This window comes from Streptomyces anthophorae (genome assembly GCF_049310305.1).
GTDB lineage: Bacteria > Actinomycetota > Actinomycetes > Streptomycetales > Streptomycetaceae > Streptomyces.
Map to the genome: position 1 here is coordinate 9,059,295 of NZ_JBLWQQ010000001.1, position 22,594 is coordinate 9,081,888.

General features: G+C 71.7%; 17 protein-coding genes. 14 read left to right on the forward strand and 3 right to left on the reverse strand.

Annotated features, from left to right (window positions below):
- Positions 1-66: 66 nt before the first annotated feature.
- From ACNYS0_RS41370 to ACNYS0_RS41390, 5 genes are read left to right on the forward strand one after another with little or no spacing between them, the layout of a single operon-like run.
- On the forward strand, positions 67-861 hold the full coding sequence (locus ACNYS0_RS41370; protein ID WP_422481844.1) for an acetoin reductase: 795 nt from the start codon (positions 67-69) through the stop codon (positions 859-861).
- Between the two features lie 50 nt (positions 862-911).
- A complete protein-coding gene (locus ACNYS0_RS41375; RefSeq protein WP_422481846.1) occupies positions 912-1,913 on the forward strand; it encodes an amidohydrolase family protein in 1,002 nt (333 codons plus the stop codon).
- Position 1,914: 1 nt separating this feature from the next.
- Positions 1,915-2,640 carry an iron-sulfur cluster assembly protein gene (locus ACNYS0_RS41380; RefSeq protein WP_422481848.1) on the forward strand — a complete coding sequence of 242 codons (726 nt, stop codon included), beginning with the start codon at positions 1,915-1,917 and terminating at the stop codon, positions 2,638-2,640.
- A complete protein-coding gene (locus ACNYS0_RS41385; RefSeq protein WP_422481850.1) occupies positions 2,637-3,662 on the forward strand; it encodes an NAD(P)-dependent alcohol dehydrogenase in 1,026 nt (341 codons plus the stop codon). Before ACNYS0_RS41380 ends, ACNYS0_RS41385 begins: the two co-directional genes overlap by 4 nt.
- 43 nt (positions 3,663-3,705) lie before the next feature.
- A complete protein-coding gene (locus ACNYS0_RS41390; RefSeq protein ID WP_422481852.1) occupies positions 3,706-4,521 on the forward strand; it encodes an SCO6745 family protein in 816 nt (271 codons plus the stop codon).
- Positions 4,522-4,542: 21 nt separating this feature from the next.
- On the opposite strand, the gene ACNYS0_RS41395 is transcribed toward ACNYS0_RS41390, so the two are convergent.
- Both ACNYS0_RS41395 and ACNYS0_RS41400 read right to left on the reverse strand, forming a co-directional pair.
- Positions 4,543-5,448 carry an alpha/beta fold hydrolase gene (locus ACNYS0_RS41395; RefSeq protein ID WP_422481854.1) on the reverse strand — a complete coding sequence of 302 codons (906 nt, stop codon included), beginning with the start codon at positions 5,446-5,448 and terminating at the stop codon, positions 4,543-4,545.
- A 139-nt stretch (positions 5,449-5,587) separates the two neighbouring features.
- Positions 5,588-6,553, reverse strand: coding sequence for a mannose-binding protein (locus ACNYS0_RS41400; protein ID WP_422481856.1), 966 nt, complete (start codon positions 6,551-6,553; stop codon positions 5,588-5,590).
- A gap of 346 nt (positions 6,554-6,899) precedes the next feature.
- Between ACNYS0_RS41400 and ACNYS0_RS41405 the strand changes: the two genes are divergently transcribed.
- The 4 genes from ACNYS0_RS41405 to ACNYS0_RS41420 are packed head-to-tail and all read left to right on the forward strand — an operon-like array spanning position 6,900 to position 13,326.
- Positions 6,900-7,589, forward strand: a complete 690-nt coding sequence (locus tag ACNYS0_RS41405) for a type VII secretion system-associated protein (protein ID WP_422481858.1) — start codon at positions 6,900-6,902, stop codon at positions 7,587-7,589.
- Positions 7,586-8,722 (forward strand): ricin-type beta-trefoil lectin domain protein, encoded by a 1,137-nt coding sequence (locus tag ACNYS0_RS41410; RefSeq protein ID WP_422481860.1) that lies wholly within the window; start codon positions 7,586-7,588, stop codon positions 8,720-8,722. Before ACNYS0_RS41405 ends, ACNYS0_RS41410 begins: the two co-directional genes overlap by 4 nt.
- 60 nt (positions 8,723-8,782) lie before the next feature.
- A complete protein-coding gene (locus ACNYS0_RS41415) occupies positions 8,783-12,100 on the forward strand; it encodes a right-handed parallel beta-helix repeat-containing protein (RefSeq protein ID WP_422481862.1) in 3,318 nt (1,105 codons plus the stop codon).
- Entirely contained in the window at positions 12,097-13,326 is a 1,230-nt protein-coding gene (locus tag ACNYS0_RS41420) for a S8 family serine peptidase (protein ID WP_422481864.1), read from the forward strand. The genes ACNYS0_RS41415 and ACNYS0_RS41420 overlap by 4 nt, the downstream gene beginning before the upstream one ends.
- Before the next feature lie 69 nt (positions 13,327-13,395).
- Here the strand turns inward: ACNYS0_RS41420 and eccCa are convergent, their stop codons facing one another.
- On the reverse strand, positions 13,396-17,367 hold the full coding sequence (gene eccCa, locus ACNYS0_RS41425) for a type VII secretion protein EccCa (RefSeq protein WP_422481866.1): 3,972 nt from the start codon (positions 17,365-17,367) through the stop codon (positions 13,396-13,398).
- A 464-nt stretch (positions 17,368-17,831) separates the two neighbouring features.
- On the opposite strand from eccCa, the gene eccD reads away from it, so the two are divergent.
- The 5 genes from eccD to ACNYS0_RS41450 all read left to right on the forward strand — a co-directional run bounded on the left by eccD (position 17,832) and on the right by ACNYS0_RS41450 (position 22,554).
- Entirely contained in the window at positions 17,832-19,238 is a 1,407-nt protein-coding gene (gene eccD, locus ACNYS0_RS41430) for a type VII secretion integral membrane protein EccD (protein WP_422481868.1), read from the forward strand.
- 69 nt (positions 19,239-19,307) lie between these two features.
- Positions 19,308-20,843, forward strand: coding sequence for a type VII secretion protein EccB (eccB, locus tag ACNYS0_RS41435; RefSeq protein WP_422481870.1), 1,536 nt, complete (start codon positions 19,308-19,310; stop codon positions 20,841-20,843).
- A gap of 418 nt (positions 20,844-21,261) precedes the next feature.
- On the forward strand, positions 21,262-21,597 hold the full coding sequence (locus ACNYS0_RS41440) for a hypothetical protein (protein WP_422428805.1): 336 nt from the start codon (positions 21,262-21,264) through the stop codon (positions 21,595-21,597).
- Positions 21,598-21,679: 82 nt separating this feature from the next.
- A complete protein-coding gene (locus ACNYS0_RS41445; protein WP_422428804.1) occupies positions 21,680-21,988 on the forward strand; it encodes a WXG100 family type VII secretion target in 309 nt (102 codons plus the stop codon).
- A gap of 95 nt (positions 21,989-22,083) precedes the next feature.
- The gene (locus tag ACNYS0_RS41450; RefSeq protein ID WP_422481872.1) at positions 22,084-22,554 is read left to right on the forward strand and encodes a type VII secretion system-associated protein; all 471 of its coding nucleotides are present in this window, start codon (positions 22,084-22,086) and stop codon (positions 22,552-22,554) included.
- Positions 22,555-22,594 lie beyond the last annotated feature (40 nt).

Genomic DNA, 22,594 nt, shown 5'->3' on the forward strand with positions numbered 1-22,594 from the left:
CCCCACGCTGATGGTCGGCGCCGCACAACGGGTGCGGCAGCCGGCCGTCGAGCACAGGAGCCCGCTATGACCTCCGTCGACACCACGCCCCGCACCGCGATCGTCACCGGCGCGGCCCGCGGCATCGGCCGCGCCATCGCCGAGCGCCTTGCCCAGGACGGACTCGATGTCGCCGTCGCCGACCTCCCCGGCATGAGCGAGGAACTGAACGAAGTGGCGGCAGGCATCGAGAAGACCGGCCGCAGGTCCCTCGCCGTGCACGCCGACGTGTCCAGCAAGGAGCAGACCGACGCGCTCGTCGAGGAAGTGGCGAGCCGCTTCGGCCGGGTCGACGTCTACGTCGCCAACGCCGGCATCGCCCGCGTCACCCCGCTCCTCGACACCGGCCTCGACGAGTTCGAGCAGATCATGGCCGTGAACCTGCGCGGCGTCTTCCTCTCCTACCAGGCAGCCGCCCGCCAGATGATCGCCCAGGGCGGCGGCGGAAAGATCATCGGCGCGGCGTCGATCGTCGCGTACCGCCCGTTCGCGCTGCTCGGCACCTACTCGGCGTCCAAGTGGGGCGTACGCGGACTGACCCAGGCCGCCGCCATGGAGTGGGCGCGGCACGGCATCACCGTCAACGCGTACTGCCCCGGCATCGTCGGCACCGACATGTGGGACCTCATCGACGAGCGCCTCGCACAGGAAGAGGGTCTGCAAAAGGGCCGCGCCATCAAGAAGTACGCGGAGGCCATCGCGCTCGGCCGCGTCGAGGAACCCACCGACGTCGCGTCCTTCGTCTCCTACCTGGCCTCACGGGACGCGGACTACATGACCGGCCAGTCCGTGATGATCGACGGCGGCATCCAGTTCTCCTGACGCACACCGAGAAGCCGAGGACCTGAGAACCCGAAGAGCCGAGGAGACCGATGTATTCCAAGGACGGCGAGAACTACTTCATCGTCGACGCGCACATCGCACTCTGGGACGCACGCCCGGAGAACCAACTCAACATCCACGGCAAGCAGTTCATCGACTGCTTCTACGACTACCACCGCAACCTCAGCCCGGAATCCGAGGTGTGGCCGTACGAGGAGTACCTCTACCAGGGCGGCGAGCGCCTGATGAAGGACCTCTTCGTCGACGGGTACGTCGACCACGCCATCTTCCAGCCCGCACGCCTCGGAGCGTTCTACCGCGGTGGCTTCGGGCAGACCGAGGAAGCCTTCGCGCTCGCCCGGCAGCACCCCGACAAGCTGACGTACAACCACTCCTGGGACCCCCGGTACGAGCAGAAGGGAATCGACCAACTGCGGCGCGACGCCGAGCGGTTCCGGCTCAAGGGCGTGAAGCTCTACACCGCCGAGTGGAAGGGCGACAGCCGCGGCTACAAGCTCGACGACCCGTGGACGTACCGCTACCTGGAGGTCTGCCAGGAACTCGGGATCAACAACATCCACATCCACAAGGGACCGACGATCCGCCCCCTCGACCGGGACGCCTTCGACGTGGCGGACGTCGACAAGGCGGCCACGCAGTTCCCCGAGATGAACTTCGTCGTCGAGCACTGCGGACTGCCGCGCCTGGAGGACTTCTGCTGGATCGCCACGCAGGAGCCCAACGTGCACGCGGGCCTCGCCGTCGCGATCCCCTTCATCCACACCCGGCCGCGGTACTTCGCGCAGATCATCGGCGAACTGCTCTACTGGCTGGACGAGGACCGCATCCAGTTCTCCAGCGACTACGCGCTCTGGACGCCCCGCTGGCTGATCGAGCGGTTCGTCGACTTCCAGATCCCCGAGGACATGACCCCCGAGTACGCGCCGATCACTCTGGCGCAGAAGAAGAAGATCCTCGGCCTCAACGCGGCGGCCATGTACGACATCGAGGTCCCGGCAGGGCTCGGTGTCGACACACCGGCGGCGGCCTGACATGCGCGCCGACGTGAGGGAACACTCCGCCCGCACCGCGCTCGACGCGGTCCTCGACCCGGAGCTGGACGAGCCGATCACCGACCTGGGCTTCGTCAGCTCCGTGACGGTGACCCCCGACGGGGCGCTCACTGTCCGACTCAGGCTCCCCACCTCGTTCTGCTCGCCCAACTTCGCGTACCTCATGGCCTCGGACTCCAAGGACGCGCTGACGGCGCTGCCCTGGACGCGCGATGTCGTGGTGCTGCTCGACGACCACCACGACTCGGACCTCATCAACCAGGGTCTCGCCGCGGACGCGGGCTACCGCGGCACGTTCGGGGCCGAGGCCGAGAAGGACCTCGAAGCGCTGCGGCTCACGTTCCGCCGCAAGGCACACTCCGCCGCGATGGAGCGGGCGTTGACGCGCCTGCTCCGCGAGAACCCCGACCTCACCGAGGAGGACCTGCACGACGTGGTCCTCGGCGACCTCCCCGACGCGGCGACCTCCGCCGCGCTGCTGCGGCGACGGGAGGCACTCGGCCTCGGCGTGGCACCGTCCGACCCGGCGCTGGTGGACGAGGAAGGGCGACGCGTCCCGCGCGGCGAGATCCCGCTGCGGCTGCGCTTCGCCCGCGCGGTCCGGGTGTCGATCGACGGCAACGCGCACTTCTGTCGTGGCCTGCTGCGCACCCGCTATCCGCAGTCCGCGGCCGACCCATCGCAATCGAAGGAGAGAGTCTCGTGAAGGCAGTCCAGGTCGTGGGCTACGGCAAGAACCTCGAGATGGCCGAGGTACCGGCCCCCGAGATCACCGGCCCCTTCGACGTCATCGTCAAGATCGGCGGCGCCGGCGTGTGCCGCACCGACATCCACATCCTGGAAGGGCAGTGGGCGCAGAAGTCCGGTGTGACACTGCCCTACACGATCGGCCACGAGAACGCCGGCTGGGTGCACGCCGTCGGCAGCGCCGTCACCAACGTCACCGAGGGCGACAAGGTCATCGTGCACCCGCTGATCACCTGCGGGCTCTGCCGGGCCTGCCGGGCGGGCGACGACGTCCACTGCGAGAACAACCGGTTCCCCGGCATCGACACGGCCGGCGGCTACGCCGAGTACCTCAAGACCTCAGCGCGCAGCGTCGTACGGATCGACGACTCCCTCGAACCGGCCGACGTCGCGGCACTCGCCGACGCGGGCCTCACGGCGTACCACGCCGCGGCCAAGGCGGCCCGAAAGCTGCGGCCGGGGGACCGCTGCGTGGTGATCGGCGCGGGCGGGCTCGGCCACATCGGCGTCCAGGTCCTGCGGGCCCTCACCGCCGCCGAACTCCTCGTCGTCGACCGCAACCCCGACGCGGTGGCCCTGGCGGCCTCCATCGGGGCGGACCACGGCATCGTCGCGGACGGCGGCCACGTCGACCGGGTGCGCGAACTCACCGGCGGGCACGGGGCGGAGACGGTCATCGACTTCGTCGGCGAGGGCGGCTCCACCAAGGACGGCGTCGCCATGCTGCGCCCGGCCGGCGACTACCACGTGGTCGGCTACGGCGAGAACATCGACGTCCCGACCATCGACATCATCTCCGCCGAGATCAACTTCATCGGCAACCTGGTCGGCTCCTATAACGACCTGTGCGAACTGATGGTCCTTGCCGCACAGGACCGCGTCCGCCTGCACACCGCGAAGTACCCGCTCGACCGCTTCCAGGACGCGCTGGACGACCTGGAGGGCGGGCGCATCCGGGGCCGGGCGATCCTGACGCCGTGAGGGTTCCGGCGCAGTGTCAGTGGCCGCGGGCATGATGGGGGCCATGACGCACACCGCCCGTCGGATGTTCGAGCTCCTGGAGCCGATCTGCCTCGTCACGTTCTTCGCGGACGAGTGCAACGAGGAGCTGGCCGCGCTCGGCCACCGCACCTACTGGGACGGCTACTTCGCCAGTCGCGCCGCGCCGCTGGGGCGGGTGCCGGCGCAGGTGGTGGACGCGGCCTTCTACAGCTTCGCCGAGGGGGAGGTCGCGCGCCACATCCCCAGCGCGTGGGAGACGATCCCGCCCGAGGCGTCGCTCGTCGCGCGGGAGCGGGGGAGCGCGGCCTCCCTGCGGCGGATCCTCGGCGCGGGGACGACCGTGGTGCGCGCGGCGGACCTGACCACCAAGGCGGCGACGAGCGCGCCCACGGCGGGCCGGGTGATGTACGCCGGGATGCGCAGCCTCGCGGTGCCGAGCGACCCGTTCGCCCGGCTGTGGCACTCCGCGACCATGCTGCGCGAGCACCGCGCCGACGGCCACGTCGCCGCGCTCGTCGGGGCGCGCATCGGCGGCACGGAGGCCCACGTCCTGTCCGCTCTGGACATGGGCATCCACCCACCGGAGTCGTTCGGCCGCATCCACCATCTGCCGAAAGAACGCCTGGCCGCGGTCATGGACGGCCTGCGCGAGCGCGGACTCGTCGACGCGGAGGGCCGGTTCACCGACGCAGGGCGCGAGGCGAAGCAACGCATCGAAGCCCTGACCGATGAACTCGCCGCCGCGCCCTACGAAGCCCTCTCGCCCGCGGAGCTCGACGAACTGGTCGCGGAACTCGAACCCATCACCGGGACGCTGGTGGCCGCGGGATCGCGGTGACGGGACCGGGCGACCGGGTGTCTACGACGAAGCGCCGACCGGCACCCGTTCCAGCGCCGGACGTTCGACCTCGGTCAGGAAGTCGAGGGCGTCGAGCGGCTGGTCGGTGAAGTAGTCGGCGATGAGTCGGGAGAACTCCTTGCCGCGTTCGAGATTGGGCAGATGGTCGGCCTCACGGATCAGGGAGAACCGTCCCTGCTGAATCGTTGCGGCGACCTCGCGCACCCGGTCCGGAGTGGAGAACTCGTCGTATTCACCGGTGAAACAGAGGGCCGGCACGTCGGGGATGCCGCCGGGCGGCAGGCCGGGCGTGGCCAGGACCCGCTCCAGGATGGCGAGGTGACGGGGCACGTCGGCCGCGGTGATGGCGCTCATCGTGCACGCCAGGAGCCGTGCCGTGACGGCACGCTTGCGGACGGGGCGGTCGGGGTGGGCCATGAGTGCCTCGACCGTCACCCGGCCGTACGCGCTGGAGATGTCTCCGGCGGCGAGGCTGTCGACCATCGCCCGCAGGGCCGTCCGGCACTCCGCCGGATATTCCATGGAGGCCCCGGCCAGCATCAGCCGCCTGACCAGCTCGGGCCGCCGCTGGACCAGCCGGTACGCGATGGGCACGCCGTAGGAGGCGGCGAACAGGTTGACGGAGGACAGCTCCAGCTGTTCCAGCAGATGGCCCAGCACCTCGGCGAGGAAGTCGAAGCCGTAGTGCGCCGGCAGGTCGTCGGCGTTGCCGGACCCGGGGAGGTCGACGGTGATGACCGTCGCCACCTCGGTCCACGGCTTCTCCAGGCGGCGGAAGGCGTACATGTCCTGGAAGGAGCCGCCCAGCAACACGATGGGCTCCGTCCGGGGGGCAGGGTTCTCGACGACGCGGCATTCATAGTCGAACCCTTTGAAATGCAGCCGGCGCACGAATTCCTCAGGCATGGGCGGGTGACTCCTGGAAGCAGGGGAAACGGTCACCCAGCCCAACGAACACCGACTGATCGGGTAATGGAACAGCGGAATACACCCAAATCCCTCACACCGGCACCGTATTCACCCGGCCGCCACTCCCCGCTGCGGGTCAGGTCGACCAGACGACCTGGCCGTTGTGCACGATGACCACCTTGGCGTCGGCGCGCAGGACCAGTCGGGCGCCCTCGTGGCCATGACTCTTGGAGGCCCAGATAGGCCGGTCGTCGCCGTTGTGGACGACGAGGTTGCCGTCGCTCTGGAAGATCGCCCGATGGTTCTTGCCGAAGGTCATGGACGCCCAGATCGGCTTGTTCTTCTCGTTGTAGACGACGAGATTGCCGTCGGGTTGCATGATCATACGGATACGGTTGGTGGTCCAGGCCTGATTGACCTCGAGCACGCTGGGCGCACCGATGGTCGTGACGCCCCAGTCCGGCTTCGGGGTCGGCTTCGGCTTGGGTGTCGCCTTCGGTGCGGGCGCGCTCGTCGTGGGCGCGGGCGGCGGGGCGACGGTTTTGACGACGGCCTTCGGGGTCTCCTTCTCCTTGGTGGGGGAGGGCTTCGGCTCCTTCGCCACGTAGTCGCCGAGGTCGTCGGGGGAGGAGCCCGCGCTCAGGACCGTGTCGGACTCCGCCGCGGCCGGGCCCTTGTCGTCGCGGGGCCCGTCGTCGTTCGTGCCGATCAGCAGCACCGGTATCGCGATCAGCGCCGCCCCGGCGAGGGCGGCCCCGGCCAGGACCGGCTTGCGCGGGCGTCCGCCGTCCACGCCGGTACGGGTCCTGGCGTTCGGCTGCACGGCAGCGACGGCCGTCGCCACCGCGACGCCCTCGTTCGGCCTCCGCGCACCGGTGGTCCTCTCGGTGTCCGGGGACGAGGAGCCGGAGTCGGGTGTCTCCGGCGGCAGTGCGCCGACCCCGGAGCTCGCGGGCCCAGGATCCTGCTGCGCGGTGCCCGACTCCCGTGTGCCGGTGCCGGGCTCGTCGGACGCGGCACCCGATGCCGGTTCGGCACCGGCCTTTTGGGACGCGGCGGTGGCCGCCCCGTTCGAGCCGGGAGGCTGCTGCTCGGTGGACATGCGGTACTCCTGGTGGGGGTCGGAGTCGTCGGCGTGTGCGGCGAGGCGGGGCGAACGCGTCCGCGGGGAGCGACAGTTCGGGCTGCCCAACTTAGCCCGTCACATCCGCCGCGGCCGTTCCTCCCGCCACACACCGGCGACGCTATGTCCGCCAACGCCGCACTGCTCCCGGTAAGTTCCGCAGTCGGGCGGCAAACGGGCAGGTTGCGGCTCGATACGGGTCTCCCTCGGTCCGATACCGAAGGGACGTGTGTGGCATCCTGTTGACGCCTGATCTGTGTCGGCGTGTGCCCATGTCGTGCGGCACACCCAGGAATTCGTACGGAACCAAAGAGTTCAGGTGGAGATGCGGCCCGAAGCACGGCAGGACGGCAGGCGAGAGGCCTCGCCCGGGGCGCCCGAAGGACCCGGCCCGGGCGAACGTCCTGAGGCCGCCGTCACCCCTGTCGCGGACACGGCCGAAGCCCCCGCGATACCCGAGGCCGTGCGGGCCGCCGCCCGCCGCGCGCCCGGGCACTGGATCGGGGTGGCCGACCCGGAGTGGACCGAGGAGTTGCCCCCGCCGCAGTGGGCGGTGCTCGGCGAATGGCGGTCGGACGACGGCGGCGACGTCGGTGAGTTCCGCGCCAATCCGGAGTACCGGCCGTCGGCCCGGATGCTCGGCTGGCCCGAGCCGACCGACCCCGTGGACGCGGCGGCGCAGCGGGCCGCCACCGGGTACGGCGCGGCGGAGGACGCGGCCGAGGCACTCGCCGACGCCGAGGTCACCGTGGTCCGCGCACCGGACGGCGCCCCGCTCACGGCGGCCGGACGGGACGGGGAACAGGTGGTGCTGTTGTTCACCTCCGCGGCACACGAGTTCATGCCCGCAACACTTCGCCATGACAGGCTTCCCGCCCGGGAGTTGGCCCGGACTCTGAGCGGATCCGGCGCCCTGCTGCTGGCCAACGCCGGGGCGGCGGCACCGTTGCTCGTCCCGGCGGACCGCCTGCTCGGCCCCGAACCCCGGCCCCACATCACAGGGAGGACCCCGTGACGCGTTCGGCCCAGCAACCCCCCACGTCCGCCACGGCGGAGACCGGGCCGCACGGCGAGGAGACGGCCCCGGCCGCGAGCGCCGCCTCCGGCCCCGCCGCCACGCCCGAGGCGACCGGGGCGGATTCCGGTGCCCCGGCCGAGCCCGGTGCCCCGGCCGAGCCAGGGAAGGGCTCGACCGCCGCCGACGCCGCGACGACGGACCCGCCCAGCACGCACACCGGGCCGGATGCCGAGCCCGACGCGGGGACGGGCGCCGAGACGGATCCCGGCGCGGCCACCGAGGCCAAGAGTCGGCTTCCCGCCCTCGTGCGCACCATGTCCGCCACGGCCATCGACAAGCCGCGGTCCGCCGCGGCGGTGGGGCGCCCCGGGAAGGCGGTGCTCGCCAGTGCGGCGGTCGTGGGCGCGCTGCTCGTCTCCGTGCCGTTCCTGGTGCTCGGCGGTGACAAGGACGACAACGGCCCCAAGGAGACGACCGCGGCCGGCACCGTCCTCGGCGGCGACGAGACCGAAGCCCCGGGGGCGTTCTCGGCGTCCACGGCCACGCCCAGCGCCAGCGCCCCGAAGGACGACAAGAAGGACGCGGAGAAGAAGGGCTCGGGCAAGGGTGCGACCGCCGCCCCGCCCTCCGCCGAGTCCGGCAAGAGCACGGACAAGCCGAAGAGCGAGCCCGCCGGGAAGAAGGCACCGGCGAAGAAGCCGGAGGGCGAGAAGAACACACCCGCCAAGGCGGGCAACGTCACCTTCAGCGCGCCCATGGCCCTGCGCAGCCACCTCGCGGGTCGCTGCCTCGACGTGCCCGCCGCCGACTTCACCGACGGCAAGAAGCTGATGATGTGGGACTGCAACAACGGCCCCGCACAGCAATGGCAGTTCGCCTCCGACGGCACCGTCCGGATCCACGGCCTGTGCCTGGACGTCGCCAATGCCGACTTCACCCCGGGCACCCCGATGCAGATCGCCCGGTGCAATGGCAACGACGCCCAGAAGTTCGTCCTGAACGAGGCCCACGACCTGGTCAACACCGTTGTCGGCAAGTGTGTCGACATCAAGGGCAGCAACCCGGACAACAAGGCCCCGGTGCAGCTGTGGACCTGCAACGGCGCGGACGCACAGAAGTGGAGCGTCTGACCGGATGTCCAGGTCCGGGGGAGCAGATCCAAGACGCCGCCGTAGCAAGGAGGTTGGTGCGTGTCGCGCCAGGTACTGACGGTCGGACCCGGAACCGGGGACCGCTACCGGAGCATCGGTGAGGCACTCGCTGCCGCCCGCACCGGCGCGCTGGTCAGCGTGCGGCCCGGGACGTACGCGGAGAACCTGGTGATCTCCACCCGGGTCACCCTCTCCGCCGCCGAGGGACGCGGCACCGTGGAGATCCGGCCGCGCACGGGCAGCGTGATCGCGCTGCGCGCCGACGCCGCGATGATCTCCGAGGTGACCCTGCGCGGCGGTGATCCGGAGCTGCCGGCGGTGGACGTACGGCGCGGGCAGGCCGCGTTCGACGGCTGCGAGATCATCGGCGCCGCCTGGACGGCGATGCTGGCCGGCGGCACCGGTTCGCTCGCCCTGCGCGAGTGCCGGGTCAGCAACTCCCAGGGCGCCGGCGTCGTGATCACCTCCACCGTGCCCACCACCGTGGAGTCCTGCACCTTCGAGCACCTGGGCACCAGCGGCCTGGTCATCGCCGAGCAGGGCGAGGCCCGGATCCGTGACTGCACGGTGCGCGACGCCCGCGGCAATGGAATCCTCGCCAACGGCGAGTCCCGCGGCACCGTCGAGGACTGCGACCTCTCCTCCACCGACAAGCCCTCCCTCGCCCTGGAGCAGAACTCCGCCCTCACGGTCGCCCGCACCGTCGTGCACGACACCAGTACCGGTGTGCACCTGAGCACCGCGGGCCGCACCACCCTGGAGGACGTCCGCGTCACCGGGGCATCGGGGAACGGGATCGCGCTGGCCGCAGGAACCGACCCGGTCCTGCGCCGCTGCCGCGTCTCGCGCAGCCGGGGCAACGGCATCCTGGTCACCGACCGCTCGCGCGGCACCTTCGAGGACTGCTGGGTGGACGGCACGCGCGGCGCCGCCCTCCGCGTCGCCGGAGGAGCCTCCCCGGCGCTGACCGGACTCACCGTCCGCGACGCCGACCAGAGCGGACTGCTCCTGGAGGACGACGCGGCACCGGAGCTGGACCGTCTGGAGGTCATCGGCGGCTCGCCCGCCGTCACCGTGCGCGGCGGCGCCAACCCGCTGCTGCGTCGCGCCCGCCTCGTGGAACCGAACGGCGACGGCATCGCGGCCACCGACAACGCCCGCGGACGCGCCGAGGACTGCGAGATCGTACGACCGGGCGGCACCGGCGTGCGCGTGGCCGCGGGCAGCACCCTCTACCTGGCCGGCGGCGGCGTCTCCGACGCCGGGCAGAGCGGACTGGTCGTCGAGGACGGCGGCAACGTCACCGTCCGCGACTTCCGCGTCGAGACACCGGCCGAGGAGGGCGTGGCCGTCGCAGGGGGCGGAGAACTCACCGCCAATCGTGCCACCGTGCATGCCGCCAAGGGCCACGGCTGGCTGCTCCGTGAGGGCTCGCTCGCCTCGCTCAGCGGCTGCGAGGCCAACGGCGGCGCCCAGGACGGCTTCCGGGTGGAGTCCACCGCCCCGGTGTCGCTGGTCAATTGCACCGCCCGGGAGAACGAGGGCGGCGGCCTGGTGCAGACCGCCCCCGGCGAACGGCTCGCGGTCGAGGGCCTCAACAGCACCGGGAACGGCAAGCGCGACGCCTGGGGCAGTGGCAGCGCCGAGAACACCGACCCGGCGGGCTCGGGCGCCGCCGACGCGCCGCCCCCGGACCGCGAGGACGGCCCGCTCGGCGCGCTCAACGCGCTGATCGGCCTGGAGAACGTCAAGCAGCAGGTGGGCACCCTGGTCAGCCTGACTCAGCTCGCCCAGCGCCGCGAGCAGCTCGGCATGACCGCCCCGCCGATGAGCCGGCACCTGATCTTCGCCGGACCGCCCGGCACCGGAAAGACGACCGTGGCCCGCCTCTACGGCGCGATCCTGGCCGAGCTCGGCTCACTGCGCAGCGGCCACCTCGTCGAGGTGTCCCGGGCCGATCTGGTCGCCCAGGTCGTCGGCGGCACCGCGATCAAGACCACCGAGACCTTCGAACGGGCCCTCGGCGGCGTCCTGTTCATCGACGAGGCCTACACCCTCGCCGCGGACAGCGGCAACGGCGGAGCCGACTTCGGCCGGGAGGCCGTCGACACGCTCCTGAAGCTGATGGAGGACCACCGCGACGACGTGGTGGTGGTCGCCGCCGGGTACTCCCGTGAGATGGACGCGTTCCTGGCCTCCAACCCCGGCCTCGCCTCCCGCTTCTCACGCACCGTCGAGTTCGAGAACTACTCGGTGCCCGACCTGGTCGCGATCATGCAGAGCATGTGCGCCCAGCACCAGTACGAGCTGGGGGAGGGCACCGCGGAGGCGCTGGCCGCGCACTTCGAGGCGATGCCGCGCGACGCCGGGTTCGGCAACGGCCGCGCCGCGCGCGGGGTGTTCGAGGAGATGGTGGACCGGCAGGCGGTCCGGCTCGCCACCCAGCAGCAGGTCTCCGAACACGATCTGCGGCTGCTGCTGCCCGAGGACGTGTCCGCGACGGCCGGCGCCGAGGGCGGCGGGAGCGCCGTCCAGGAGGACGACCCGCTGACCCGCCTCGGCGACATGGTCGGTCTGTCCGAGGTCAAGCGCGACGTCGCCGACCTGGTCAACCTCATCACCACGGCCCGGCACCGGGCCGCCGCGGGACTCCCGGTGCCCTCGCTCAGCCACCACCTGGTCTTCACGGGACCGCCCGGCACCGGCAAGACCACCGTGGCCCGCCTCTACGGCGAGATCCTCACCCAACTGGGCATCCTGGAGCGCGGTCAGCTGGTCGAGGCGGCCCGCGCCGACCTCGTCGGCCGCTACATAGGCCACACCGCGCAGCTCACCAAGGAGGTCTTCGAACGGGCCCGCGGCGGTGTGCTGTTCATCGACGAGGCCTACACCCTCACCCCGCGCGGCGGCGGCGCCGACTTCGGTCAGGAGGCCGTCGACACGCTCCTGAAGCTGATGGAGGACCACCGCGACGAGGTGGTCGTCATCGTCGCCGGATACACCGACGAGATGGAGCGCTTCCTCGGCTCCAACCCCGGCCTGTCCTCGCGCTTCCCGCGCCGGATCGCCTTCGCCGACTACTCCTCCGAGGAACTGGTCACCATCGTGCGCGCCCAGGCCTCCGCGATGGGCTACGAGTGCGGTCCGGGCACGGGACCGCTGCTCAAGGAGTACTTCGACGCGCTGCCCAGGGACCGCTCCTTCGGCAACGCCCGGCTCGCCCGTCAGGTGGTCGACTCGATGGTCACCCGGCAGGCGGGACGGCTCAGTTCACTGGCCGCGCCCACCCTGGACGACCTGCGCATCCTGCTGCCCGACGACGTGACCACCGCCGGGCCGAAGGCGGCACGCCGATGAGGCCGCCCGTACGCGCGCTCTGGGGCGCTTCGGCCGCCGCCGCCCTCCTGTTGTCGGTGGCTCCGCCGGCGCCGGCCGCCCCGCCGCGGTTGCCGGTGGCGGACGGCGAGAAGGGCCAGGCCCTGCCCGCGATGCCGTCCACGCTCGACACGAAGTACGGCACAGCGTCCTGTGTGCCCGCCTCCAAGGAGCGGGCGAAGAAGCAGGACTGGTCCCGCCAGCGCCTCGACCTGGACAAGGTGCGCCGCGAAGGCACCGGTGCGGGCGTGACCGTCGCCGTGATCGACACCGGGGTCGCGAAGGACGCCGCCGGGCTCGACGGCCGGGTCACCGCGTCCGGCGCCGCCGGGGAGGACTGCGTGGGCCACGGCTCCTTCCTGGCGGGGCTGATCGCCGGTGACGGCGGGGCAAGCACCCGGCTCGCCGGAGTAGCCCCCGGCGCCGACATCCTGGCGCTGCGCGGCACCGACAAGAACGGCCGGGCCGACGCCTCGCTCGTGACATCGTCGGTCCGCGCGGCGGCCCGGGCCCGCGCCGGTGTGATCGCCATCGGCGTGGCGCTGCCCCAGCGGGACAAGGAGCTGAGCCGGGCGATCGCCGACGCCCGCGCGGGAGGCGCGGTCGTGGTCGCCGCGGCCACCCCGGACCCGCCGAAGAGCCTCGGCAGCGACGAGGTCCCGGCCCGCCGCTACTGGCCGGCCGCCGAGCCCGGTGTCCTGTCCGTCGCCGACATGCTGCCGAACGGCTCCCGGCCGAAGGACGCGCTGCCGACCGAGGGCGTCGACCTGGCCGCACCCGGCGTCGCGGTGGTCTCGGGCGGCGCCCGCGGCACCGGCCACTACCTCGGCGGCGGCCCCTCGGCGGCCACCGCGTTCACGGCCGGCGCCGCCGCCGTGGTGCGCGCCGCGCGCCCTGACGACTCGGCCAGCGAGGTGACCCAGCGGCTCACCGCCACCGCCTATCCGGCCGACACCCCGCAACTGGACCCGTACGCGGCCGTCACCACGGTCCTCGGCGGCTCAGGGACGTCCGGTTCCGGCGGCCCCGAGAGGGACTCGGAACCGGTGACCGTGCGCGACACCTCGGACGCCGAGCGGGCCACGGGCCGGGCGACCGTCCTGCTGCTCGGCGGCTCCGCCGTCGTCCTGCTGGTCGGCTGGCTGGCGTTCGCACTGCCCCGGGCCCGCGCCCGCGGCTGGCGCCCGGCAGGACAGGGCCCGCGGTGAGCGCCTGAGGAACGGGCGAGCGGGGGGGGCACCACAGGTGGCCCCCGCTCCCTTTGTGTGTCAGCCGGTTCAGCTCTCCTGTTCCGGTGACTCCGCCATCAGCGGCGTCTGCATCAGCCGTGCCCGGCCGCGGGCGATGTGCAGGGCCCGGCCCGGCGGCAGGTTGAGCGGCTTCGTGTTGCCGAACAGGCGGCCCTCCGTGGGCGGGCAGGACAGCAGCACCGCCGGGTTGTTGGCCTCGTCCAGGCGGCGTATCAGCGCGTCGCTGACACCGCGTCCCGCGCCCAGCGCGCTGCGGGCGACGATCACGTGCAGCCCCATCTCGTAGCCGAGGGCCAGATGCTCGAAGAGCGGCTCGAAGGGGTTCTGGAACGAGTTGCCGGACACCATGTCGTAGTCGTCGATCAGGAGGAACAGCCGCGGGCCGCTCCACCAGTCGCACTTGCGCATCCGCGCGGGGGCGATGTCCGCGCCCGGCACTCGGGTCTTGAGCGCGCGCGCCGCGCCGTCCACGGTCTCCGTGAGGTTGTCCAGGGAGATCACATGCCCGATGCGGTACTCCGCCGGGACGGCGTCGACCAGGGTGCGGCGGTAGTCCACTGCGATGATCTTCGCCTCGTTGGGGGCGTAACGGCTGACGATGCCGTCCGTGACACGGCGCAGCAGGTTCGTCTTGCCGCTCTCCGTGTCGCCGACCACGACCAGGTGAGGAGTGCGGCTGAAGTCGTGCCAGACCGGTTCGAGCGCGTCCTGGTCGATGCCGAGCGGCAGCCGCATGCCCCCGCCCTCGGTGCTCTCGGGCGCCGGGAGTTCGGCCAGGGGGAGCTGGTGCGGCAGCATCCGGACCTGCGGGGCGCGGGCCCCCGTCCACGCGCGGGAGATCTCGGAGACCAGGTGCGAGACACCGTCGCCCAGGTCCTCCAGGGAGCCGCTGCCGTCCAGGCGTGGCAGGCCCGCCAGGAAGTGCATCTTGCTGTCGGCGGTGATGCCGCGGCCGCCGCTGCGCGGCACCGAGCGGGCCTTGCGGGTGTCGATCTCGGAGTCCATCGGATCACCCATCCGCAGTTCGAGACGGGTGGCCGACTGATCGCGGACCTGTGCCGACAGCTCCACCCAGCGGGTCGTGGTGACGATGAGGTGGATGCCGTAGTTCAGGCCGCGGGCGGCGAGCTCATTGAACTTGGGGATCAGCTCGTCGTAGTCCTGGCGGACCGTGGACCAGCCGTCGACCACCATGAACACGTCGCCGAACGGCTCGTCCGCGAACTCTCCCGCAGCCCGGCGGCGCCGGTAGGACTGCATGGAGTCCAGGGTGTGGTCCACGAAGAACTGCTCACGCCGTGCGAGCAGTGTCATCACCTCGGAGACGGTGCGCTGCACCCGCTCCGGGTTGAGGCGCGCCGCGACACCGCCGACGTGCGGCAGGCCCGCGAACTGGGAGAGACCACCGCCACCGAAGTCCAGGCAGTAGAACTGGATCTCGCGGGGCGTGTGGGTCAGGGCCAGCGCGGCGATCAGTGTCCTGGCCAGCGTCGACTTGCCGCTCTGCGAACCGCCCGCGACGGCGACGTGGCCGCCCGCCGCGGACAGGTCCACGACCAGCGGGTCGCGGCGCTGCTCGAACGGCTTGTCCACCAGGCCGACCGGGACGCGCAGCCTGCCGGTGCCGGACCACTTCGCCGCGGTGAGCCCGCGCTCCTCGTCGGGCACCACCCCGCCCAGGAGTTCGTCCAGCGGCGAGGGCGCGCCGAGCGGCGGCAGCCACACCCGGTGCGGATCGGGGCCCGAGCCGCGCAGCCTGTCGAGCGCGACGTCGAGCAGGGTCTGCTCGTCGCCGTTCTCCTCCTCGGCCGGCTCCGGCTCGGGGGCTGCCTCCAGGGTGCGGGGCACCACCCAGCCGCTGGTCCACTGCACCACCTGGCTGGCCACCCGGGCCTGCACGACGGCGCCCGTGCGGCGCCGGTAGGTGCCGGAGGAGTACGCGGCACGGAACCGGGTCAGCGACTCCACACCGGACTTGAGGTAGCCACTGCCGGGCTGGGCCGGCAGCTCGTACGCGTCCGGGACCCCCAGCACACCGCGGCTCTCCATGGCGGAGAAGGTGCGCAGCCCGATCCGGTACGAGAGGTGGCTCTCCAACTGGTGCATCCGGCCCTCGTCGAGACGCTGCGAGGCGAGCAGCAGATGGACTCCGAGCGAGCGGCCCAGGCGGCCGATCATCACGAACAGATCCATGAACTCGCGGTGCGCGGACAGCAGTTCACTGAACTCGTCGACCACCACGAACAGGCTGGGCAGCGGCTTCAGATCGGCGCCGGCCGCGCGGGCCCGCTCGTACTCCAGGGCGGAGGTGTAATTGCCCGCGGCGCGCAGCAGTTCCTGGCGGCGGATGAGTTCACCGTGCAGGGCGTCCTGCATGCGCTCCACCAGCGCGGCCTCGTCGGCGAGGTTGGTGATGACGGCCGCGGTGTGGGGGAGTTCGTCCAGGCCGAGGAAGGTCGCGCCGCCCTTGAAGTCGACCAGGACGAAGTTGAGTGTCTCGGAGGAGTTGGTCAGGGCGAGCCCGAGGACGAGGGTGCGCAGGAGCTCGCTCTTGCCGGATCCTGTGGCACCGATGAGCATGCCGTGCGGGCCCATGCCGCCCTGCGCGGACTCCTTGATGTCGAGTTCCATCGCGCGGCCGTTCTCGCCGACCGCGATCGGGACGCGCAGCCGGCTGCTCCCGGAGTGCCGCTCGAACAGGGTCCGCGGGTCGTGCCGGTGCAGGTCCGGGATGCCGAGCAGGGTGGTCAGCTCGACGTCGGCGTCCAGTGGTTGGGAGATGTCGCCGCCCAGGCTGATGCGGCGCGGTGCGAGCAGTCGGGCCAGTGCCTCCGCGCCGAGCACGCCGAGCCGGTCCGGTGTGCCGAGCGGCACGGAGCGCTCCTTGCGGCTGCGGTCGGTGCGCACCAGATTGACCCGGCCGTCTCCGACGGTCAGCCGCAGTGTGTTGCGGCCGGGCCTCCAGCGCAGGGCGCCCGAGATGTCGAGCACCAGCGCGTTGCGGTAGCCGTGGCCCTCCCAGCGGTGCCCCTCGGGGACGGTGACACCGTCCAGGACGACCACCGTGTACGGCTCGTCGCGGCCGGGGCGGCCGTCCGGGTCGAAGCCGGGCCGCTCGGCGAACTCGGCGCCCAGCAGATCGTCCAGTTCGGTGATGTCACCGGTGATCCGGCGGACCTGGCCCGCGCCGTCCTCCTCGTGCGGGTGCAGCACGTGCGGGAGCCACTTGGCCCACTCCCAGTCGGCCCGCCGCTCGTCGCTGACGCACAGCGCGAGCCACAGCTCCTCGGGCGCGTGGAAGACCGCGAGCTGTCCGAGCACGGCCCGCACCAGGTCCCGCACCGCCTCGGTGTCCCGCTCGGCCCCCTCCTCGCCGGCCGCTTCCTCGGGACGCAGCAACACCCGTGCCGAGGACCGCAGATACAGCCCGAGCGGCTGGTCGGGGACGGTGGAGTAGGCGCGGATGAAGCGGCGCAGCGCGTGCGCGCACAGCGGTTCCAGGTCCTCCACCGGGCGGGTGGAGACAGGCTCCAGTGCCACCGCGAGCTGCTGCTCGCCGACCGCGATCCGGACCTCGCCGAAGTCCTCGTCGGCCGGACGCCGCTCCCACAGCCGTGAGGTGCGGGCCACCGAACGCAGCGAGGAGGGCTCCGGGTGGCGCCAGGCGAGCGCCCGCTGCTGCTCGACGATGGTGGTGCGGACCCGCTTGCGGATCTGTGCCAGATAGCGGAGGTAGTCGCGCCGCTCGCCCTTGAGGCGCTGCTTGCGCTCACCGGCGCGGCGCATCAGCTGTCCCAGGAGCATCGCGGCGGCGGCGATCACCATGACGCCCATCGCCAGATACATGAAGATGCCGTTGCTGCCGCCGGTCCGCAGGAACATCAGCATCATCGACACCGACATCAGTGCCATCGGCAAATAGGTCCATATCGCCGATGTGTCCGGCACCGTCTCGGCGAGTACCGGTGGCTCCTGGAGGGTCAATTGCCCGTCGGGCATCTCCGGGCCGCGCCTACGGGCCGGTCGGCGAAACAGCACCACGCTCAAGGAACAGAACCTCCGGTTTCACTGACTTTCCGGCCCGTACCGAGCACCGGCGCACCGGCACTCGGAAAAGACCGCACCACGGCGATTCTCCGGGGGCGCCGCTCGCGCGGTGAACACCGGATGAAAACTTCGGGCGCATAACGGGGCAGTCGCGCCCCAGGAGCAAGTCCGGCCCGGACAAAGGGAGTCCGGTCGGCAGTGCGACCCGGCGGGCGTAGGCAGTAGTCTGCATTCACGGAACGTGCCCTGTCCACGCGGGACGAGGCGACCGTCGACTCGCGAGGCTCAATTCCACAGCGCGGGGCCGCCGTTCGTCACCGTGAGCGCTTTCCGTAGTCTTCGCACGTCCCTCTCGGAGAAGTTCCTCTTGGGAAATGCTCCGACAAAGCCCCCCACGGAAGACGAGAGTTCAGCCGATGACCGACAGCGTGGTGGCGGCCCTGTGCCGCCTGACCGTACGCGCGCCCAGCGTCTCCGTCGATCTGGCCGTCCCCGCCGACGTCCCGGTCGCCGATCTGCTGCCCACGCTGCTGCGCTACATCGGCGAAGGGGCCGACGAGTCCGGACTCGACCACGCGGGCTGGTCGCTCCAACGGCTCGGTGACACCCCGCTCGACGAGGAGACCACCCTCGAACGCGCCGGACTCGCCGACGGAGACGTGCTCTACCTGCGCCCGCACACCGAGGCCCTGCCCGAGGCCCGGCTCGACGACCTGGTGGACGGCATGGCCGACACCGTGGGGCGTCGCCTGCACACCTGGCGCCCGGCGGCCGCCCGCTGGACGCTGGTGGTCACCGCCCTGGTGACGGTGGCGGCCGCCCTCGTCCTGCTCCTGTGGCCCGGCATCACCGCCACCGACTCCACCCGCGCCGCCTGCGCCGCCGTGACCGGTCTTCTCGTCCTCGCGGGCGCAGGGTCCGCGAGCCGCGCCGTCGGCGACCGGCTCTCGGCGACCGCCCTCGGCCTGCTGGTCGCGCCCTGCCTGGCCCTGGCCGGGTGGCTGCTGCCCGGCGGCGACCTGACCGGCCCGGACGCGGCGCACGTCGCCGGTGCCCGGCTGCTCGCCGCGGGCGCCGCGGGCGCGGGCGGCGCGGTCCTCGCCCTTGCCGCCACCGCGGTCGGCGCCCCGGCCCTGTTCGCCACCGCTGTCGTCGCCGTGGCCACCGCGATCGCCGGTGCGCTCATGGGCTACACAGGACTGCACGTACCGGCCGCGGTGACCGTGGTGGCCACCGTCGTCGCGCTCGCCGCCGGAGCGGTGGCGCCGTTCGCCTTCAAGCTGGCCGGGATGCGGCTGCCCGCACTGCCCTCGTCGGCCGGCCAGCTCCAGGAGGGCATCGAACCGTACGCGGGCGACGAGGTCGCCGAGCGCACCGAACTGGCCGGACGCTGGGTCGCCGCGTTGTTCGCCGCCACCGGCACCGTCGTCGCGGCCGCCCTGGTCGTCCTCACCGAACACCCCAACCTGCCCGAGGTGCTGACCGCCGCGGCGCTCAGCCTGCTGCTGCTCCTGCACTCGCGCGGCCTGGTGCACATCGGGCAGCGCCTCACCCTGGCCGTCCCGGGCATCTGGGGGCTGCTGCTCCTCGCCCGCGCCTGGGCCGTGGACTCCGAGGGCACCACGCGCGTGGTGGTCTTCGTGGTGCTGCTGGCCGCCGCCGCCGGACTCGTGATCGCCGCCTGGACGGTGCCCGGCCGCCGCATGCTGCCCTACTGGGGCCGTGCCGCCGAGGTCCTGCACACCCTGCTCGCGGTGGCGGTGCTGCCCCTGACGCTCTGGGTGGCGGGCCTGTTCGGCTGGCTCCGCGGCCTGTTCGGCTGAGCACACCCGTACGCACGCGAGCCGAGCGCACGCGCGGGCGGAACCAGAGAAGGACGTCGAGGAGAGGCCGTGCAGTCCAAACGCGACCAGGTACACGCCCACACCTTCATGATGGGCAGACTCAGCTCGGGCCTGTTGATGGCCGACCCGGACGCCCCCGAGAGCCCGCTGGGGCGCACCACCCGCGGTGTGGTCTTCGGCCTCCTGGCGACGGTCCTGATCGGCGCCGGAGCCACGGTCTACGGACTTCTGCGCCCCGGCGGCAACGAGAGCTGGCGCGACGGCAAGCACCTGGTGGTCAACCGTGACACCGGCGCCCGCTACCTGTGGACCGACACCGACGGCGTGCTGCACCCCGTGCGCAACTACGCGTCGGCGCGCCTGCTCGGCGGCTCCGACCTCGCCACCTCCGACGTCCACACGCCCTCCCTGGAGGGCGTCCCAGTCGGTTCCCCGGTCGGTATCCCCGGAGCCCCCGACTCCGTGCCCGCTCCCGGTCAACTCGACGCGGACGCCTGGCACATGTGTGTCACCGGGCCCGGTGGCGCCCTGGCCGACACCTCCGGAGCCGTGTCGAACACCGGCGTGAACGAGCCCGGCGCCACCACTCTGGTGGCCGGGGCGCCGCTGGACTCGACCGGCATCGCCGCCGACCGCGGCGTGCTGGTACGCGATCCGAAGGGCGCCGAGTACCTGGTCTGGCGCGGCAGCCGGCTGCCCCTGGACCGCGCGTCCGACGCCCGCAATGCCCTCGGATACGGCTCGCAGCGCCCGATCCCGGTCTCGGCGGCCTTCCTGGACGCACTCGCCGCCGGGCCCGCCCTGAAGCCGCCCGCCGCCCCGGGCCGCGGCGAAGAAGGCCCGGTCATCGGCGGTGAGCCCAGCCGCATCGGCCAGGTCTTCAAGGTCAGCGTGCCCGGCGGTGACAGCACGTACCACCTGCTGCGCAAGGACGGCCTGGTGCCGCTGACCCGGCTCGACGCCGCCCTTGTCCTCGGCGATCCGGCCACGCAGAAGGACGCCTATCAGGGAAAGTCGCCCCGGGCCCGTACGGTCGGCGCGGACGCGCTGCGTGAGCACCGGGCCGAGAATGCCGGTCCTGCCGGTTCCACCCAGCTGCCGGACGCGCCGCCCGCCCCGCAGTCCACGCCGCGCGGTACGGCGCTGTGCGCGCAGATCGAGGGCGGTGACGGCGGCGTCCGGATCAGGTCGGTCCTGGCCCCGCTGACCTCGCTGTCCCCGGTCGCGGTGCCCGCCGGCACCGCGGGAGTGCGGGACGCGTGCGTCCGTACCGACGCCACGGTGGTGCGTCCCGGCCGTGCCGCCCTGGTGAGGGCGCTGAACGCGAGCGGTGCCGCACATGCCGGGACCACCTACCTGGTGGCGGAGAACGGGGTGAAGTACCGCGTGGTCAACGAGGATTCACTGACGGCGCTCGGCTTCGCCGCCGGTGACGTCGACTCGGTCCCGGCCCCGTTGCTCGCCTCCCTGCCGTCGGGCGCCGACCTCGACCCGGACGCCGCCACCGGCGCGACCCGGGCCAAGGTCACGGCCCCGGCCTGCGACACGGCGGCCGAGAAAGCGAAAGGGACAACAGGGGGATAACGGTTCGGGTCAACTGATTGCCGGGCACACCGAGTCGATTCGGCCGGCACGGCATCCGGTCACGGCTCCGAACCTCAGATAAAGCTCAGAATTTCCCTCCGAGCGGATCCGCGCAACGTCACGGACGCGTCTTCATTGGCGGATTCACGCCGTCGCGATGCCCGTTCGGAAGGTGCCCGCGCCCGTTTTCCGTCCGTATCGCGGACATTGGTGAACGGTCCATGTCCGGCTGCCCGATTGGGCCGTCACGTCTGCGTTCATCCCACCGAAACACGTTCTCAACTCCGCCGCCACACACGCATTTTGGCCCCGGTCCGGATATGCAAATCTTTCCGGCACGCGTTGCGCGGAAGCGCAGGTTCTCTTTAGCCTCAGCGAGCAACGTGCGACGAGACTCGCCCAGCGAAGGGAACGCGACATGGCGGACAGCGCCGCAAGGAAAGCGGAATATGCCAAGGGTCTGGGAGGCGTCTCCTCCCTGGAGACGGCCAGGGACCAGGTCGAGAAAATTCAGAACAACGTCGCCGAGATCGCGGCGCGTTCGGGGGTCGGCGGCGACGAGGGTCAGGCCCTCCTCAAGCTCTTCCGCAGCTGGAACGGCGAGGCGCAGAAGGTCGTCGTCCAGATCAGCAAGATGGTCGACGCCCTCCAGGACAACGTGACCTCCGCCAACCGTCTGGCGCAGGAGAACCAGGACCTGACCGAGGTCCTCAACAGCAAGACCAGCCAGGGCGTCTTCGAAGCGCTGCGCTGAACCACCCCGCGGCACGGGCCCCTTGACCGCGGGCTCGTGAGTCTTCCGGGCCACGGCGCCCGGCCACCGAAGAGGAGACGTCATGGCCGACGGCATCATCGATGTGCAGTACCCCAAGGTCCGGCAGGCGATCGAGGAGCTGAGCGAGCAGACCCAGCACATCATCACCACCCTGAACAACCTCGAGGACGAGCTCAAGCCGCTCATCGCCTCCTGGGAGGGTGCGGACCAGGAGATGTACCGGGGGGTCCAGGCGGAGTGGGACCAGGCCACCAAGAACATGGCGCAGCTCCTGGGCGACAACGGCGAGTTGATCCAGAGCATCCACGACAACCACTCCCGTGACGAGCGCAAGAGCGCCGACAACTGGGGCAGCGTGCGGGCCCGTTAGTTCCTCTTCGGGCCCCGGCGAAGCGGCCGGGGCCCTGCTCGGGGCGCCCGTCGGGCCGCCCGTCCCGTCAGGCAGCAAGCGGCAGGAGGCGTCCGATGGCCGACGACAAGGCCGACGTCACACATTTCGACCTCAAGCAGATGGAGAACTTCCGGGACCACGAGGTGCAGCCCGTCCACACCCAGGCGAAGAAGCACCGCGAGGACGGCGACGGCGGCAGCGTCCGCCCGCTCGGCGAGCTCATCGACGGACACACCACCGCGGACAACCTCTCCCAGGATCAACAGCTCCTGCGCCTCGGCAAGATGAACAAGGAGCCCCTGGTCTCGGGGCCGACCCTGATCGAGGGCATCACCACCGCGGCCACGGCGATCGACAAGCTGCTCGGTGACCAGATGGACCTGTTCAAAGAGCTGAAAGAGGCCCTCACGGACACCATCGACGAGGCCGAGAAGACCAAGGACAAGAACCTCGACGCGATCGACGCGCAGACCCTGCTTCAGAAGTTCGAGGACGTCGACTCGCTGACCTCCGGCAGCTCCGGAACCACCGACGAGACCAGCTGACGAGATCGGCTGACGACCGAAGAGAAGACGAGAAAGGGCG

Excerpts from the sequence above, each read along its gene's own strand:
- eccD (WP_422481868.1), top strand. The coding sequence starts at position 17,832 with ATGACCGACAGCGTGGTGGCGGCCCTGTGCCGCCTGACCGTACGCGCG.
- ACNYS0_RS41395 (WP_422481854.1), bottom strand. The coding sequence starts at position 5,448 with ATGCCTGAGGAATTCGTGCGCCGGCTGCATTTCAAAGGGTTCGACTAT.
- ACNYS0_RS41450 (WP_422481872.1), top strand. The coding sequence starts at position 22,084 with ATGGCCGACGACAAGGCCGACGTCACACATTTCGACCTCAAGCAGATG.
- ACNYS0_RS41420 (WP_422481864.1), top strand. The coding sequence starts at position 12,097 with ATGAGGCCGCCCGTACGCGCGCTCTGGGGCGCTTCGGCCGCCGCCGCC.
- ACNYS0_RS41375 (WP_422481846.1), top strand. The coding sequence starts at position 912 with ATGTATTCCAAGGACGGCGAGAACTACTTCATCGTCGACGCGCACATC.
- ACNYS0_RS41370 (WP_422481844.1), top strand. The coding sequence starts at position 67 with ATGACCTCCGTCGACACCACGCCCCGCACCGCGATCGTCACCGGCGCG.
- ACNYS0_RS41445 (WP_422428804.1), top strand. The coding sequence starts at position 21,680 with ATGGCCGACGGCATCATCGATGTGCAGTACCCCAAGGTCCGGCAGGCG.
- ACNYS0_RS41405 (WP_422481858.1), top strand. The coding sequence starts at position 6,900 with ATGCGGCCCGAAGCACGGCAGGACGGCAGGCGAGAGGCCTCGCCCGGG.
- ACNYS0_RS41380 (WP_422481848.1), top strand. The coding sequence starts at position 1,915 with ATGCGCGCCGACGTGAGGGAACACTCCGCCCGCACCGCGCTCGACGCG.
- ACNYS0_RS41440 (WP_422428805.1), top strand. The coding sequence starts at position 21,262 with ATGGCGGACAGCGCCGCAAGGAAAGCGGAATATGCCAAGGGTCTGGGA.
- ACNYS0_RS41390 (WP_422481852.1), top strand. The coding sequence starts at position 3,706 with ATGACGCACACCGCCCGTCGGATGTTCGAGCTCCTGGAGCCGATCTGC.
- eccCa (WP_422481866.1), bottom strand. The coding sequence starts at position 17,367 with ATGCCCGACGGGCAATTGACCCTCCAGGAGCCACCGGTACTCGCCGAG.
- ACNYS0_RS41400 (WP_422481856.1), bottom strand. The coding sequence starts at position 6,553 with ATGTCCACCGAGCAGCAGCCTCCCGGCTCGAACGGGGCGGCCACCGCC.